Below are 14,898 nucleotides of genomic sequence, written 5' to 3' on the forward strand. Positions count from 1 at the left end.
TGACTCAGTTAAGTCCAGCCAGATTTATCTAAAACTGACAACCAAGAGTAACGGAGAGATTATGAACAAAGATCAAGCCGACGGTAACTGGAAGCAGTTTAAAGGTAAAGTGAAGGAAAAATGGGGCAAGCTGACCGATGACGATATCACCGTGATCGAAGGGAAACGCGAACAGCTGGTCGGTAAAATCCAGGAACGCTATGGCTACCAGAAAGAGGCAGCCGAAAAAGAAGTCAAAGCCTGGGAAGAGCACAGCAAGTATCGTTGGTAGCGCGATGAGCCGCTGAGTATTGCGGCGCTACGATACCATCCGGCCTGGCAGATTTCCCCCCTGCCACGGCCACGGGAACAAGGACGTACCCGCTCCCTCCTGCAATCCAATCCGCTTATTTTTTCTTTACCACAATGCTGTGGTCATGATCGCAATCGTGTTGGTTCTCACAATTTTCTACTACCACACAGGCAGAACACAGACCGTGGGCTTCCACTACGCTGTGGCGCAGCACAAATCCTGATTCTTGAGCCAGTTTCTGCAAGGTTTCTTCTACCCCTTCGGTAGTGCGCTCCGTAACCTGTCCGCAGCGATCGCAGATAAACAGGGCAGAGGTATGCATAGGTTGTTCAAAGTGGTGGCACAGCACATAGCTGTTTGCCGATTCAACGCGGTGGATAAATCCCTGTTCCAGCAAGAAATCCAGTGCACGATAGACCGTAGGTGGCTTGGCCTGCGGCTCTGCCACGCGCAGTAAATCCAGCAAGTCGTAAGCGCTGATGGCGCCGGGTTGCTCAGCCATCAGGCGTAACACTTCCAGCCGTTGCGGGGTCAGTCGCACGTTGCGTTGCTGACAGAGTTGTTCAGCCTGCGCGAGCAGCTTTTCCTGGTTGGTTGAGTTCATGGCAATTATCCGGCTACGCAAAGAAGCCGATTTTATCATGTTTCAACGCAATCGCCGAGGGTTGCCCCGCTTTCCATGGATAACGCGGCAAATGGGGCGATTTTCCGCAGCAAGACTTGCCAGAATGAGATGCAGGTCACGATTTGCCGCTTTATGGTACAGGTTCCACTCGGGCACGGCGGTATAACCCATATGGAGGCTGGAATGGCAGAAAGCGATAAATTGCTGCGTGGCGAAGTGAATAACAGCCGTGGAGTTTCTCGGCCCAAGTTGAACGACGATTTCCCCAAGAGCGTCGATTGTCGTTATAATAGCCGTTTGTGGCATCGGCACAGCGCGTCGGTTGTCGAGTCCAGGACTTATCAGGTAGCCAGTAACTCAGCATGACGAAAGATATTAACAACATTCAATACGCCGCCAATCGTTTCTCCATTGCCCCTATGCTGGACTGGACCGATCGCCATTGCCGTTATTTCCATCGCCTGCTGAGCAAGGAAACGCTGCTGTACACCGAAATGGTGACTACTGGTGCGATCATCCACGGTAAAGGTGACTACCTGGCATACAGCGAGGAAGAGCACCCCGTGGCTTTGCAGCTAGGGGGCAGCGATCCGGCAGCACTGGCGCACTGTGCGAAACTGGCGGAACAGCGTGGTTATGACGAGATCAACCTTAATGTTGGTTGCCCGTCAGATCGGGTACAGAACGGTATGTTTGGTGCTTGTCTGATGGGGCAGGCGACCTTGGTGGCCGACTGTATCAAGGCGATGCGCGACGTGGTGTCGATCCCGGTGACGGTAAAAACCCGTATTGGTATCGATGACCAGGACAGCTATGAGTTCCTGTGCGATTTTATCTCTACCGTTGCTGGGCGTGGGGAATGCGATATGTTCACCATTCATGCCCGTAAAGCCTGGCTTTCCGGCCTGAGCCCGAAAGAAAACCGTGAAGTCCCTCCGTTGGACTATCCGCGTGTTTATCAGTTGAAGCGTGACTTCCCGGCGTTGACCATTGCGATCAACGGTGGCGTGAAAACGCTGGAAGAAGCCCAACTGCATCTGCAACATCTGGATGGTGTGATGATGGGGCGCGAGGCGTACCAAAATCCAGGTATTCTGGCGCGGGTGGACAGCGAGATTTTCGGCCGCCAGAGTGAGGTGATGGACAGCGTGGCGATTATCGAATCGCTGTATCCGTACATCGAGCGCGAGCTAGCGAACGGCACCTATCTGGGCCACATCACTCGCCATATTCTTGGTTTGTTCCAGGGGATCCCTGGTGCGCGGCAGTGGCGCCGTCATTTGAGTGAAAATGCCCATAAGCCAGGAGCCGATGTGCGCACCGTCGAACAGGCTTTGGCTCTGGTGCGTTCACCGCGTAATGAAATGGCATAATCGGCAAAAAACTTGACTAAAAGTTGGTTTTTTTGACCAATAGCGCCACCGGCTGTGGCGCTATTTTTATATAATTTCAATAAGTTATCATTAACTTCAAGTTGGCACGTTTCTTGTAAAGAACAAGACAGACCTATTGTTTAGCCAAGGAGCAACCCATGTTAGAACTGTTCTTTCTGATCGGCTTTGTCGCCATGCTGCTGGTAACGGGTATTTCACTGCTGGGCGTGATGGCTGCGTTATTTGTGGCCGCGGCTTTTATGCTACTGGGCGGGCTGTTTGCCATGGTGTTTAAACTGCTGCCGTGGCTGATCCTGGCGGTGGTTGGCGTGTGGATATACCGTTCTATGCAGAAACCACAGATACGGCGCTATTAAGATTTTTTGCCTAATTATCAGTCAGTCACGTTGAAACTCACCAGGCAGATTGCTTGCCAGTGTGGCGGGGATCACAGCTTGATGTTTTAAATGCAAATGCGGCACATTAATCATATTTTTTACTTATCGAGGCTGCTAGGATGACTCCCGCAGCAGTGATGCTAATCATTTTCATCACCGCGAGAGCTGACAAGAGTGTTGCTTAAAGCAACCCCCATCTCTGGCGGACTCTGCTCTACCCCTACAAAGCGCAGTAAACTAGAAAGGGCCCCTTATGGGGCCCTTTCTTTATTGGCGCTATAGACCAGGGATCAGCAGGCTGGAGCCGCTGGTCTGGCCGCTTTCCAGGATCTGGTGTGCTCGCTGGGCATCTGCCAACGCAAACTTCTGCGCTTCCTTCACGTCAACTTTGATCGCACCACTGCCGATCAGTGAAAACAGCTCGTTACTGGCAAACTGCAATTCCTGACGGTTGGTGATGTAACCATTGAGCGAAGGGCGGGTGACGTAAAGTGAGCCTTTCTGATTGAGCAACGCCAGATCGACGCCGGTAACCGGGCCGGAGGCATTTCCAAAGCTCACCATCAGCCCGCGGCGCTTCAGGCTGTTCAATGAATCCTGCCAGGTACTTTGCCCTACGGAGTCATAGACCACGTTAACCTTTTCGCCGTTGGTTAGTTCAGCTACGCGTTGGGCGATGTTTTCCTGGCGATAATTTATGGTGGCCCAGGCGCCAGCACGTAATGCCTGCTCGGCTTTCTCGTCAGAACTCACGCTGCCGATCAGTTTGGCACCCAACGCTTTGGCCCACTGGCAGGCGATAAGCCCCACCCCCCCGGCGGCGGCATGGAACAGGAATACCTCGCCCGGCTTGACCTCATAGGTTTGGCGCAGCAGATAATGTACGGTCAACCCTTTGAGGAACGAGGCGGCACCCTGCTCGAAAGTGAGGTTATCCGGCAGGATAGCTAACTTTTCCAACGGGATGTTGTGAACTTCGCTGTAAGCACCCAATGCGGACTGAGCATAAACCACGCGATCGCCCGGTTTGACCGCGCTGACACCTGCCCCAACCTTGATGACCACCCCAGCCGCTTCGGTACCTAACCCGCTTGGGAAGTTGGCCGGTGGGTACAGGCCGCTACGTACGTAGGTATCGATATAGTTGATACCGATCGCCTTGTTCTCGACCTGCACCTCCCCAGCGGCGGGATCGACAGGAGTAAAATCAACATACTGCAGCACTTCCGGGCCGCCGGTGGCGGAGAATTGGATGCGTTTTGACATGTCGCTACCTCATTCAAATGACTGTTTTCACCCTACGCTTTTCAGCCTGGACTATCTAGCTCGTTGCGCAGTGATTAATCCTTTTTTGCGTAGGTTATGTCGCGGGAATCATGGCTGAAAATCACGTATACTCTTGCGTCAGCTACCCCCCATTCGCAACTGAATAAAGAATAGGCTTCATGGCAGGCAAAAAACCAACCAACAAGACAAACACGTACGAACCCAGAGACCGCCAGATGGAAGGGCTGAAGATGCCGCCACATTCGCTGGAGGCGGAGCAGTCCGTGTTGGGCGGTTTGATGCTGGATAACGAACGCTGGGATAACGTGGCGGAGCGCGTGGTCGCCAACGACTTCTTCAGCCGTCCACACCGCCTGATCTTTACCGAAATGCAGCGTCTACTGGAGATGAGCCGGCCTATCGACCTGATCACGCTGTCCGAGTCGTTGGAACAGAGGGGTGATCTGGAGACGGTGGGCGGTTTTGCCTATCTGGCCGAATTATCGAAAAATACCCCAAGTGCGGCCAACATTGGTGCTTATGCCGACATCGTGCGTGAACGTGCGGTAGTCCGTGAAATGATCTCCGTCGCCAACGAAATCGCCGATGCGGGTTACGATCCGCAAGGCCGCAGTAGCGAAGATCTGCTCGATCTGGCCGAATCCCGGGTATTCCAGATCGCGGAAAACCGTGCCAGCAAAGATGAAGGCCCCAAAGGCATCGAACGTATTCTGGAAGATACCGTCGCCCGTATCGAGCAGCTCTATCAGCAGCCGCACGACGGTGTTACCGGCGTAGATACCGGCTATCACGATCTCAACAAGAAAACCGCCGGTCTGCAAAAGTCTGACCTGATCATCGTCGCGGCCCGCCCAGCAATGGGTAAAACCACCTTCGCGATGAACCTGTGCGAACACGCCGCGATGACGCAGGATAAACCGGTGCTGATCTTCAGCCTGGAGATGCCCTGCAACCAGATCATGATGCGTATGCTGGCCTCGCTGTCGCGCGTGGATCAGACTCGCATCCGTACCGGCCAATTGGATGATGAGGATTGGGCGAGGATCTCGAGCACCATGGGGATCCTGCTGGAGAAGCGCAATATGTATATTGACGACTCCTCTGGCCTGACGCCCACCGAAGTGCGCTCCCGCGCGCGGCGTATTTTCCGTGAACATGACGGGATCAGCCTGATCATGATCGACTACCTGCAGTTGATGCGCGTACCATCGCTCTCCGACAACCGTACCTTGGAAATTGCCGAAATTTCCCGCTCGCTCAAAGCCTTGGCGAAAGAGCTACAGGTGCCGGTGGTGGCTCTTTCGCAGTTGAACCGTAGCTTGGAACAGCGTGCTGATAAGCGCCCGGTCAACTCCGACCTGCGTGAATCTGGCTCCATCGAGCAGGATGCCGACCTGATTATGTTCATCTACCGTGATGAGGTTTATCACGAGAACAGCGATCTGAAAGGGATTGCCGAAATTATTCTGGGTAAGCAGCGTAACGGCCCGATCGGTACCGTACGCCTGACCTTTAACGGCCAGTGGTCGCGCTTCGATAACTACGCGGGGCCACAATATGATGATGAATAATCAGCTAAGGAATTGAAATGAAAGCGGCAACTGCTGTCATCGATCGCCGCGCCCTGCGACATAACCTGCAACAGATCCGTCGCCTGGCGCCGCAAAGCCGCCTGATTGCCGTGGTGAAAGCCAACGCCTATGGACATGGCCTGTTGGAAACGGCTCACACCTTGCAAGATGCCGACTGTTACGGCGTAGCGCGTATCGGCGAAGCGTTGATGCTGCGTGCCGGTGGCATCGTCAAACCGATCCTGCTGCTGGAGGGTTTCTTCTGTGCTGAAGATCTGCCCGCGCTGGTGGCGAATAATATCGAAACCGCCGTTCACAGCATCGAACAGCTCGAGGCGCTGGAGCAGATTGAACTGGCGCACCCGGTGTCGGTATGGATGAAGCTGGATAGCGGTATGCATCGTCTGGGCGTGCGTCCGGAACAGGCAGAGGCGTTCTACCAGCGTTTGAGCGCCTGTCGTAACGTGGTGCAGCCGGTCAATATCATGAGCCACTTCAGCCGTGCCGACGAGCCGCTGGTGGATGCGACCGAAAAGCAAATCAGCTGCTTTGAGCACTTCGCCAACGATAAGCCGGGCCTGAAGTCGATTGCGGCTTCCGGCGGGATCTTGCTGTGGCCACAGGCTCATCTTGACTGGGTACGCCCGGGTATTATCCTGTATGGCGTATCCCCGTTGGAGGAGCCCTACGCCGATCACTTTGGGCTGCAACCAGCCATGACGCTTAAATCCAGCCTGATCGCGGTGCGTGAGCATCGAACCGGGGAACCGGTGGGCTACGGCGGACTATGGGTGAGTGAACGAGATACCCGCCTGGGCGTAGTGGCGATGGGCTATGGCGACGGTTATCCACGCAGTGCGCCTTCTGGCACGCCGGTATGGCTCAACGGACGTGAAGTACCGATTGTTGGCCGTGTCTCCATGGATATGATTTCCGTCGATCTGGGGCCGAATGCCAGCGATAAAGTGGGTGATGAAGTGGTGCTGTGGGGCAATGAGCTGCCGGTTGAACGGGTGGCTGCCTTTAGCGGCATCAGCGCCTATGAGCTGATCACCAAGCTGACCCAGCGCGTCACGATGGAATATATCGGCGAGTAACCTCCCCAACTCTCTCACTACTGCGTAGGGGCGCCGCATGTGCGCCCGCTTAACGTATTCGATGCTAAAGTCAGGTGAGGAGGTGCCTTACTTCTTCACCGCCAGCCACTGGCCGATAATCTTCTGATACTCCCCGCTGGCCTTGCTCAAATGCAGCCACTGATCGACATACAGCTTCCAACTCATATCATCACGCGGCAGCATATAGGCCTTCTCACCGTATTGCATCGGCTTATCCGGGTTCACCGCACACAGCTTGGGATAACGTTTCTGCTGGTACAGGGCTTCGGAGGCATCGGTGATCATCACGTCGGCCTTGCGGTCCACCAACTGCTGGAAAATGCCCATATTATCGTGGGACAGCGTCAGGTTGGCCTTGGGCAGATGAGCACGGACAAAGGCTTCGTTAGTGCCACCGGCAGGCTCGATCAGCCGCACCGCAGGTTTGTTAATCTGCTCAATGGTGCGGTATTTTTTCACGTCGGTACAACGTACCAGCGGGATCTTGCCGTCGGTATCAAGCCGCTCGGCAAAAAACACCTGCTTTTGGCGCTCCAGCGTCACTGAGACCCCCCCCATGGCGATGTCACATTTCCCGGCCACAAAGTCAGGCGTCAAGGTTTTCCAGGTCGTTTTTACCCATTTCACTTTGGCCCCCAGACTGTTGGCCAGCGACTCGGCCATCGCGATATCAATGCCTTCGTAGCTGCCATCCTCTTTCAGGAAGGTGTAGGGCTTGTAATCGCCGGTGGTACAGACCGTCAGCGTTTTTTGCTGCAATACCTTGTCCAGATTGGATTGTGCGCTGGCGCTCCCGGTGGCGACCAGCAAGGCGAGAGGCAATAGTTTTTTCATCAAATTTCCTTTTCATGTCGACAAATACATTTGTGGTTTTATGCGCGGTTTTGCCGTTAATTGTTGTTGGTTTGCGTAATTTGGCCGTTTTTTATGCCATTTCTGAGCAAGGAAGCTGGCTTTGCTGCTATGTCTCTCACAACCCGCCAGCACCGATGGTTGCAAGGCTAAAAAAGCTGCTAGTCTGTAGCGTCAACATTTATTAACACATTTTACAGGTGGCTATGTACAACATTGACGATTTTGATATGAAAATCCTGACGCTGTTACAGGCCAATGGTCGTTTGACCAATCAGGAACTGAGCGAACTGGTCGGGCTTTCGGCCTCGCAATGCTCGCGCCGTCGTATCAGCCTGGAGCAAGCCCAGTTGATCAAAGGGTATCATGCCCGGCTGGCACCGGAGGCGGTGGGATTGGGGCTGGTGGGGCTGATAGAGGTAAGCCTGCTGACCCATACCCAAGAGCAGATCGACAGTTTCCATCAGATGCTGGCAGAAGTGGACGCAATTGTTGACGTTTATAAAACCACCGGCGATGCCGACTACCTGCTGAAAGTGGCGGTAGCAGACCTGCCCGCGTTAAGTGAGTTTATCAGCCAGACGCTTTCCCGCCATAAAAGCGTTGGGCATATCAAAACGGCGGTGGTGCTGGAACGGATCAAAGAAAACGGTTTACTGCCGGTGACCAGATAAAGCTAAAACCCAACGCCGATTTGTGGCTATATTAGGGATTGTACCCGAACAACCAAAATCAGGAGAACCAACCCGTGTTCCAGAATGTTGAAGCCTATGCAGGTGACCCGATCCTGTCGCTGATGGAAAAATTCAAAAAAGATCCCCGTGCGCACAAGGTGAACCTGAGTATTGGCCTTTACTACAACGAGCAAGGCATCATCCCACAGATGAAGGCCGTTGCCGCAGCTGAAGCCCAACTTAACAGCGTTGAACAGGGGGCCTCGGTCTACCTGCCGATGGAAGGCCTACAGCCTTACCGCAGCGCAATTCAACAACTGTTGTTCGGTGCCGAACACCCCATGCTGCAACAGGGGCGCATCGCCACCATTCAAACCGTGGGCGGCTCTGGTGCGTTGAAAGTGGGGGCCGACTTCCTGAAAAGCTATTTCCCGGATTCTCAGGTTTGGGTCAGCGATCCGACTTGGGAAAACCACGTGGCCATCTTTGGTGGCGCCGGTTTTAAAGTGAATACTTACCCCTATTTCGACGGTGAAAAACTGGGGGTGAAATTTGATGCCATGCTGAGCACGCTGCAACAGTTGCCGGCCAAGAGCATTGCCCTGCTGCATCCTTGCTGCCATAACCCGACCGGTTCCGATCTCACCAATGCCCAGTGGGATCAGGTGGTTAAAGTGATCGCCGAACGTGAACTGATCCCGTTCCTCGACATCGCCTATCAAGGCTTTGGCGGCGGCATGGATCAGGATGCCTACGCCATTCGCGCCATCGCGGCTGCCGGTTTACCGTGTCTGGTGAGCAACTCATTCTCGAAAATCTTCTCGCTGTACGGTGAGCGCGTAGGTGGGCTTTCTGTGGTGTGTGAAAGCAGCGAAGCCGCCGAGCGTGTGCTGGGGCAGCTGAAAGCGACCGTGCGCCGTAACTACTCCAGCCCACCGAACTTCGGTGCGCAGGTGGTGGCAAAAGTGCTGAACGATGCGCAGCTGAAAGCGCAATGGCTGGCCGAAGTGGAGTCCATGCGCAGCCGTATTCTGGAAATGCGTAAAGCGCTGGTCGAAACGCTCAAGGGCGCGTTGCCACAGCGTAACTTCGATTATCTGCTCGAGCAGCGCGGCATGTTCAGCTACACCGGCTTCAGTGCGGTTCAGGTTGATCGGCTGCGTGAAGAGTTCGGTGTCTATCTGATCCACAGCGGTCGTATGTGTGTGGCGGGTCTGAACCACAATAACGTTCGTCAAGTGGCAGAGGCCTTTGCCGCGGTGCAGTAACGGCCTGAACGCAGTGATTTTAGGGGCGATAGCGATATCGCCCCTTGTTGTTTCTGCGTGCTGGCGGTTGCCGCCAACTGGATAAAGAATATACTGACTGAGGGCGCTCAGACTTTTCGCATGCGCCATAAAGCCTTGCTTTCAGCGACCAGGCGCGGTTCTCTACCTGACTGGCAGGGTATCTGGCTGGCAACAGCATACTCACAGTGGTTCGCGCCGCATTGTGTCTTTCGGGGAATAACCCAATGAATAACTCAGCACTGCTGGAATACTGCATGGCGAAACCTGGCGCACACCAAAGCGATCAAAACCAATGGCAGGCCAGCCAAATCAAGGTGGGTGATGTCATGTTCGCTATGGTGTGTGAAGTGCAGGGGCGCCCGGCGTTGGCGATCAAAAGCAGCCCGGAACTGGCGGAAAGCCTGCGTGAGCAGCATCCGGAAATCGTCCCCTGCGAACATCTGAATAAAGCCCATTGGAACGCGGTATTTCTGGACGGCAACCTGCCTAACTCGCAGTTTTATCATTTGATCGACAGCTCATATCGGTTGGTGCTGGAAGGGTTGCCCGATCAGGTGCGCCAAGAACTACGCATCTGAATTTATAGGTGGCTAGGCCTGTTGGCTCAAGAGTGGCGACAGGCCAAGAGGATTACCTCCCCCGAAACCTATGGGGAAATTTTATTTTGTAGGCCAATATTGTTTACTGCGTTATTTAGTTCTGAGAAACAGGATTGGCAAGGTTTTTTTTGTGGTTAATATCACTAATTTTATTATTTTATATTAATTAGTGATAATGAAAGGATTGATAAAAATAGGTTGATAATTTATTTTCAACAGCACGTGCTGTCAATTAAGAGAGTTCTCATTGGAATCTAAATTATGACTGTGTTATTAATGCGTCTATATTAATCTGCTTAAGGGCAAATAAGGATAAGGGATCCGTAGGGGAACCTACTAAAAGGAAATTTAATTATGAAACCGCATTATTCAATATTTCTCATACTGCCACTGCTCATTTATTCATCATTATCATTGGCTGCGCCCAATTGTGCAATAAAAGAACAAAAACTGCGAGAGCAGCTCGAGTACGCGACGCGTTATGGCAATGTCCATCGTGTTGAGGGGCTTAATCGTGCCTTGGCCAATGTGCAGACCTACTGCCACGGTGGTTATAAAGGTCGTTATAATAGATACGATTATGCGCCTGCCACTCAACCGTTCGAATTTGATCGCCAGTATGAAATTGCCAAAAAGCAACGAAAGGTAGAAAAAAGAAAACATGAGCTGTATGAAGCACAGCTCAAAGGCAAACCGAGCAAAATTGCTAAGCGACAGAGAAAATTAGCCGAGGCTGAATTTGAATTGAAGCAGGTGCAGGCATGGGGAGGGTAACCAGGCCGATATGAGCAGATGTTAGCCGCAGATAAATAATGCTGAGTTTGGGTGGTGAGAGTTATTTTAGCCACTGCGCGGCACGTTAAGCGTTTTACATATCCGAGTGATAGTTAAACCCCTAAAATCTGCTCCTGCTTTTCTATGGCGGAAATTCATTGTTGCGCCGTAATAACGGCCAACATGCCGAGCTTAGATGCTCGGCATGTTGGCTACGGTTTTATCTCTGCAACATCGGCTTCAGGAACCGCGCGGTATGGGATTCTTTACAGTTAGCCACGGTTTCCGGCGTGCCGGACACCAGGATCTCACCGCCGCCGCTGCCGCCTTCCGGCCCCAAATCGACGATCCAGTCCGCCGTCTTGATGACGTCCAGGTTGTGTTCAATTACCACGATGGTGTTGCCCTGATCGCGTAACTGATGCAGCACCGCCAGCAACTGCTGGATATCGGCGAAGTGCAGGCCGGTGGTGGGTTCATCAAGAATATACAGCGTCTGGCCAGTGCCCCGTTTCGACAGCTCACGCGCCAGTTTCACACGCTGCGCTTCACCACCAGAAAGGGTGGTGGCCGACTGCCCAAGACGGATATAGGAAAGTCCTACCTCCATCAGCGTTTGCAGTTTGCGCGCCAAGGCTGGCACGGCATCAAAGAAGTCACGGGCTTCCTCAATGGTCATTTCCAGCACTTCGTGGATGTTCTTACCCTTGTACTTCACTTCCAGCGTTTCGCGGTTATAGCGTTTGCCTTTGCACTGATCGCAAGGCACATAGATATCCGGCAGGAAGTGCATCTCTACCTTGATCACGCCGTCACCTTGGCAGGCTTCGCAGCGGCCGCCCTTGACGTTAAAGCTGAAACGGCCCGGTGTGTAGCCACGGGTACGGGATTCAGGTACCCCGGCAAACAGTTCACGCACCGGGGTGAAGATCCCGGTATAGGTGGCCGGGTTAGAGCGTGGCGTACGGCCAATTGGGCTCTGATCGATATCGATCACTTTGTCGAAATGTTCCAGACCGGTCACTTCGCGGTAAGGAGCCGCTTCGGCAATGGTTGCACCGTTGAGCTGGCGTTGGGCGATCGGGAACAGAGTATCGTTGATCAGCGTTGACTTGCCGGAACCGGAAACGCCGGTAATGCAGGTAAACAGCCCGACAGGCAGCGTAAGCGTCACGTCTTTCAGGTTGTTGCCGCGTGCACCGCTGAGTTTCAGCACCTTGCTCGGATCCGCGGGCACGCGTTCGGCCGGAATGGCGATTGAGCGCTTGCCGCTAAGGAACTGGCCGGTCAGTGAATCCGGTTGGGCCATGATGTCATCGACGGTGCCTTCCGCGACCACCTGGCCGCCATGAACACCGGCACCAGGGCCGATATCGATCACGTGGTCGGCTGCGCGGATCGCGTCTTCATCGTGTTCTACCACGATCACCGTGTTACCCAGGTTACGCAGGTGGATCAGGGTTTCCAGCAAGCGTTCGTTATCGCGCTGGTGCAGGCCAATAGAAGGCTCATCCAGCACATACATCACGCCTACCAGGCCAGCACCGATCTGGCTTGCCAGGCGAATACGCTGAGCTTCACCGCCGGACAGCGTTTCCGCAGAACGTGACAGTGAAAGGTAGTTCAGCCCGACGTTAACCAGGAACTTCAGACGATCGCCGATCTCTTTCAACACCTTCTCGGCGATCTGGGCACGTTGACCGCTCAGCTTCATATTCTGGAAGAAGGTCATGGCATGGCCGATGCTGAGCTCGGAGATCTCCGGCAGCGTAGTATCTTCCACGAACACGTTACGGGCTTCTTCACGCAAGCGGGTGCCACGGCACGAGGCGCAAGGACGGTTGCTGATAAATTTGGCCAGCTCTTCACGCACCGCGCTGGATTCGGTTTCTTTGTAACGGCGCTCCATATTATGCAGCACGCCTTCAAACGGATGGCGGCGCACGGTGGTGTCACCGCGATCGTTGATGTATTTGAATTCGATCGACTCTTTGCCCGAACCGCTCAATACCGCTTTCTGCACGTTGGCATCCAGGCTGCTGAACGGGGCTTCCACATCAAAGCTATAGTGCTCCGCCAGCGAGCGCAGCATCTGGAAATAATAGAAGTTACGGCGGTCCCAACCGCGGATAGCGCCACCGGCCAGAGAAAGCTCGGGGTTCTGTACCACACGCTCAGGATCGAAGAACTGCTGCACGCCCAGTCCGTCACAGGTAGGGCAGGCGCCGGCTGGGTTGTTGAACGAGAACAGCCGGGGTTCCAGCTCGCGCATGCTGTAGCCGCAGATGGGGCAAGCAAAGTTGGCGGAGAACAGCAGTTCATCGGCCTTTTCGTCATCCATATCGGCGACGACGGCGGTACCGCCAGACAGTTCCAATGCGGTTTCAAACGACTCGGCCAAACGCTGTGCCAGATCGTCACGCACTTTGAAACGATCCACTACCACTTCAATGGTGTGTTTCTTTTGCAGCTCCAGCTTTGGCGGATCGGAGAGATCGCATACTTCACCGTCGATACGCGCGCGGATATAGCCCTGGGTTGCCAGGTTTTCCAGCGTTTTGGTGTGTTCGCCCTTACGATCTTTCACCACCGGTGCCAACAGCATCAGGCGTTTGCCTTCCGGCTGGTTGAGCACGTTATCCACCATCTGGCTGACGGTTTGTGCCGCCAACGGAACATGGTGGTCCGGGCAACGCGGTTCGCCGACGCGGGCAAACAGCAGACGCAGGTAATCGTGGATCTCGGTGATGGTCCCGACCGTGGAGCGCGGGTTATGCGAGGTCGATTTTTGCTCGATGGAGATCGCCGGGGACAGACCTTCAATGTGGTCGACGTCCGGTTTTTCCATCAGCGAAAGAAACTGGCGAGCGTAGGCAGAGAGCGACTCAACGTAGCGCCGTTGCCCTTCGGCATACAGTGTATCAAAAGCCAGTGAGGACTTGCCTGAACCTGATAAACCGGTGACGACGATCAGCTTGTCGCGCGGGATAATCAGGTTGATGTTTTTGAGATTGTGGGTTCGAGCACCACGAACTTCGATATTGTCCATTTACACTTCCCGTCTTGATGATACACCGCGCCTGTCTGCGTTCTTCTGCGGGCGATTTGTGTGATCTAACGCGCAATAAAACGGCTCGGCCATTACGAAACGCATAATTATGGCACAAAAAAACCTGAATGAATATCCAGTATACGAATGCAACAAGGTCGATCGCCGGGACATTTTTGGAAGGCACTTCGCAGGTATAATCTAAGCAGGTGGCATGCTACAATTTGTGGTTTAGACTATCCAAAATGTGGTCTGAATCCACTTAAATGACTCATCGGGAGATCGAACATGGCCAGCAGAGGCGTAAACAAAGTAATTTTGGTCGGGAATCTGGGTCAAGACCCTGAGGTCCGTTACATGCCTAATGGCGGCGCAGTTGCCAACATTACCCTGGCGACCTCCGAGAGCTGGCGTGACAAGGCTACTGGCGAGCAGAAAGAAAAAACGGAATGGCACCGCGTGGTGTTGTTCGGCAAGCTGGCAGAAGTGGCGGGTGAATACCTGCGTAAAGGTTCCCAGGTTTACATCGAGGGTGCATTGCAGACCCGCAAATGGACCGATCAGGCGGGCGTAGAAAAATACACCACCGAAATCGTGGTCAACGTGGGTGGCACCATGCAGATGTTGGGTGGTCGCCAAGGTGGCGGTGCTCCAGCAGGCGGCGGCGCTCCAGCGGGTGGCCAGCAGGGCGGTTGGGGTCAACCTCAGCAGCCACAGGGTGGCAACCAGTTCAGCGGTGGTCAACAGCAGCAGGCTCGCCCGGCGCAAAACAGCGCACCAGCGGCCAGCAACGAACCACCAATGGACTTTGACGACGATATTCCGTTCTGATTGTCCCCAGGTTCAAAACGAAAAGCCCCTTTTTGGGGCTTTCAGATTGATGACAAAGTCCTGGCCGTGAGGCCAGGACTTTGATCTAATAAGGTCAGTGCAAAAAACGGACTGACTGCCATGCTCAAAGAACCTTCTCCCCATCAGTACCAGTTTGAAACCATTA

15 protein-coding genes are annotated in these 14,898 nt (G+C 53.9%); 11 read left to right on the forward strand and 4 right to left on the reverse strand.

Annotated features, from left to right (window positions below; genetic code table 11):
- Positions 1–61 precede the first annotated feature (61 nt).
- Entirely contained in the window at positions 62–271 is a 210-nt protein-coding gene (locus tag ACMV5I_RS21355; protein ID WP_024483982.1) for a CsbD family protein, read from the forward strand.
- Positions 272–386: 115 nt separating this feature from the next.
- Here the strand turns inward: ACMV5I_RS21355 and zur are convergent, their stop codons facing one another.
- Positions 387–896, reverse strand: a complete 510-nt coding sequence (gene zur, locus ACMV5I_RS21360) for a zinc uptake transcriptional repressor Zur (RefSeq protein WP_024483981.1) — start codon at positions 894–896, stop codon at positions 387–389.
- A 75-nt stretch (positions 897–971) separates the two neighbouring features.
- Between zur and ACMV5I_RS21365 the strand changes: the two genes are divergently transcribed.
- The 3 genes from ACMV5I_RS21365 to pspG all read left to right on the forward strand — a co-directional run bounded on the left by ACMV5I_RS21365 (position 972) and on the right by pspG (position 2,667).
- Positions 972–1,283, forward strand: a complete 312-nt coding sequence (locus ACMV5I_RS21365) for a hypothetical protein (RefSeq protein WP_284121763.1) — start codon at positions 972–974, stop codon at positions 1,281–1,283.
- Complete coding sequence (gene dusA, locus ACMV5I_RS21370; RefSeq protein ID WP_414825214.1) at positions 1,280–2,290, forward strand: tRNA dihydrouridine(20/20a) synthase DusA; 1,011 nt, start codon at positions 1,280–1,282, stop codon at positions 2,288–2,290. Before ACMV5I_RS21365 ends, dusA begins: the two co-directional genes overlap by 4 nt.
- A 158-nt stretch (positions 2,291–2,448) precedes the next feature.
- Positions 2,449–2,667 (forward strand): envelope stress response protein PspG, encoded by a 219-nt coding sequence (gene pspG, locus ACMV5I_RS21375; RefSeq protein WP_021180810.1) that lies wholly within the window; start codon positions 2,449–2,451, stop codon positions 2,665–2,667.
- Positions 2,668–2,964: 297 nt separating this feature from the next.
- Here pspG and ACMV5I_RS21380 read toward each other — a convergent pair whose 3' ends face one another.
- Positions 2,965–3,954 (reverse strand): quinone oxidoreductase, encoded by a 990-nt coding sequence (locus ACMV5I_RS21380; RefSeq protein WP_202728324.1) that lies wholly within the window; start codon positions 3,952–3,954, stop codon positions 2,965–2,967.
- 179 nt (positions 3,955–4,133) lie between these two features.
- Between ACMV5I_RS21380 and dnaB the strand changes: the two genes are divergently transcribed.
- Positions 4,134–5,546 (forward strand): replicative DNA helicase, encoded by a 1,413-nt coding sequence (dnaB, locus tag ACMV5I_RS21385; RefSeq protein WP_024483977.1) that lies wholly within the window; start codon positions 4,134–4,136, stop codon positions 5,544–5,546.
- 17 nt (positions 5,547–5,563) lie between these two features.
- Entirely contained in the window at positions 5,564–6,643 is a 1,080-nt protein-coding gene (gene alr / locus ACMV5I_RS21390) for an alanine racemase (RefSeq protein WP_414825215.1), read from the forward strand.
- Positions 6,644–6,730: 87 nt separating this feature from the next.
- On the opposite strand, the gene ACMV5I_RS21395 is transcribed toward alr, so the two are convergent.
- Complete coding sequence (locus ACMV5I_RS21395; protein WP_414825216.1) at positions 6,731–7,498, reverse strand: transporter substrate-binding domain-containing protein; 768 nt, start codon at positions 7,496–7,498, stop codon at positions 6,731–6,733.
- 224 nt (positions 7,499–7,722) lie between these two features.
- Between ACMV5I_RS21395 and ACMV5I_RS21400 the strand changes: the two genes are divergently transcribed.
- The 4 genes from ACMV5I_RS21400 to ACMV5I_RS21415 all read left to right on the forward strand — a co-directional run bounded on the left by ACMV5I_RS21400 (position 7,723) and on the right by ACMV5I_RS21415 (position 10,852).
- Positions 7,723–8,190 (forward strand): Lrp/AsnC family transcriptional regulator, encoded by a 468-nt coding sequence (locus ACMV5I_RS21400; RefSeq protein ID WP_024483974.1) that lies wholly within the window; start codon positions 7,723–7,725, stop codon positions 8,188–8,190.
- A gap of 74 nt (positions 8,191–8,264) precedes the next feature.
- The gene (locus ACMV5I_RS21405; protein ID WP_179244407.1) at positions 8,265–9,458 is read left to right on the forward strand and encodes an amino acid aminotransferase; all 1,194 of its coding nucleotides are present in this window, start codon (positions 8,265–8,267) and stop codon (positions 9,456–9,458) included.
- Positions 9,459–9,703: 245 nt separating this feature from the next.
- Complete coding sequence (locus ACMV5I_RS21410) at positions 9,704–10,057, forward strand: MmcQ/YjbR family DNA-binding protein (protein WP_021180803.1); 354 nt, start codon at positions 9,704–9,706, stop codon at positions 10,055–10,057.
- A 375-nt stretch (positions 10,058–10,432) separates the two neighbouring features.
- The gene (locus ACMV5I_RS21415) at positions 10,433–10,852 is read left to right on the forward strand and encodes a DUF1090 domain-containing protein (RefSeq protein WP_414825217.1); all 420 of its coding nucleotides are present in this window, start codon (positions 10,433–10,435) and stop codon (positions 10,850–10,852) included.
- A 220-nt stretch (positions 10,853–11,072) separates the two neighbouring features.
- Here the strand turns inward: ACMV5I_RS21415 and uvrA are convergent, their stop codons facing one another.
- Entirely contained in the window at positions 11,073–13,901 is a 2,829-nt protein-coding gene (uvrA, locus tag ACMV5I_RS21420; RefSeq protein WP_141133084.1) for an excinuclease ABC subunit UvrA, read from the reverse strand.
- Between the two features lie 288 nt (positions 13,902–14,189).
- On the opposite strand from uvrA, the gene ssb1 reads away from it, so the two are divergent.
- Positions 14,190–14,732: a single-stranded DNA-binding protein SSB1 gene (ssb1, locus tag ACMV5I_RS21425; RefSeq protein WP_024483970.1), complete on the forward strand. Its 543-nt coding sequence runs from the start codon at positions 14,190–14,192 to the stop codon at positions 14,730–14,732.
- The last annotated feature ends 166 nt before the right edge of the window (positions 14,733–14,898 follow it).

Origin of the sequence: Serratia sp. T13T92, assembly GCF_047530105.1 — a bacterium.
GTDB classification, from domain to species: domain Bacteria; phylum Pseudomonadota; class Gammaproteobacteria; order Enterobacterales; family Enterobacteriaceae; genus Chania; species Chania fonticola.

Coding starts and splice junctions, on each gene's coding strand:
- ACMV5I_RS21355 (WP_024483982.1), top strand. CDS start 62: ATGAACAAAGATCAAGCCGACGGTAACTGGAAGCAGTTTAAAGGTAAA.
- zur (WP_024483981.1), bottom strand. CDS start 896: ATGAACTCAACCAACCAGGAAAAGCTGCTCGCGCAGGCTGAACAACTC.
- ACMV5I_RS21365 (WP_284121763.1), top strand. CDS start 972: ATGGATAACGCGGCAAATGGGGCGATTTTCCGCAGCAAGACTTGCCAG.
- dusA (WP_414825214.1), top strand. CDS start 1,280: ATGACGAAAGATATTAACAACATTCAATACGCCGCCAATCGTTTCTCC.
- pspG (WP_021180810.1), top strand. CDS start 2,449: ATGTTAGAACTGTTCTTTCTGATCGGCTTTGTCGCCATGCTGCTGGTA.
- ACMV5I_RS21380 (WP_202728324.1), bottom strand. CDS start 3,954: ATGTCAAAACGCATCCAATTCTCCGCCACCGGCGGCCCGGAAGTGCTG.
- dnaB (WP_024483977.1), top strand. CDS start 4,134: ATGGCAGGCAAAAAACCAACCAACAAGACAAACACGTACGAACCCAGA.
- alr (WP_414825215.1), top strand. CDS start 5,564: ATGAAAGCGGCAACTGCTGTCATCGATCGCCGCGCCCTGCGACATAAC.
- ACMV5I_RS21395 (WP_414825216.1), bottom strand. CDS start 7,498: ATGAAAAAACTATTGCCTCTCGCCTTGCTGGTCGCCACCGGGAGCGCC.
- ACMV5I_RS21400 (WP_024483974.1), top strand. CDS start 7,723: ATGTACAACATTGACGATTTTGATATGAAAATCCTGACGCTGTTACAG.
- ACMV5I_RS21410 (WP_021180803.1), top strand. CDS start 9,704: ATGAATAACTCAGCACTGCTGGAATACTGCATGGCGAAACCTGGCGCA.
- ACMV5I_RS21415 (WP_414825217.1), top strand. CDS start 10,433: ATGAAACCGCATTATTCAATATTTCTCATACTGCCACTGCTCATTTAT.
- uvrA (WP_141133084.1), bottom strand. CDS start 13,901: ATGGACAATATCGAAGTTCGTGGTGCTCGAACCCACAATCTCAAAAAC.
- ssb1 (WP_024483970.1), top strand. CDS start 14,190: ATGGCCAGCAGAGGCGTAAACAAAGTAATTTTGGTCGGGAATCTGGGT.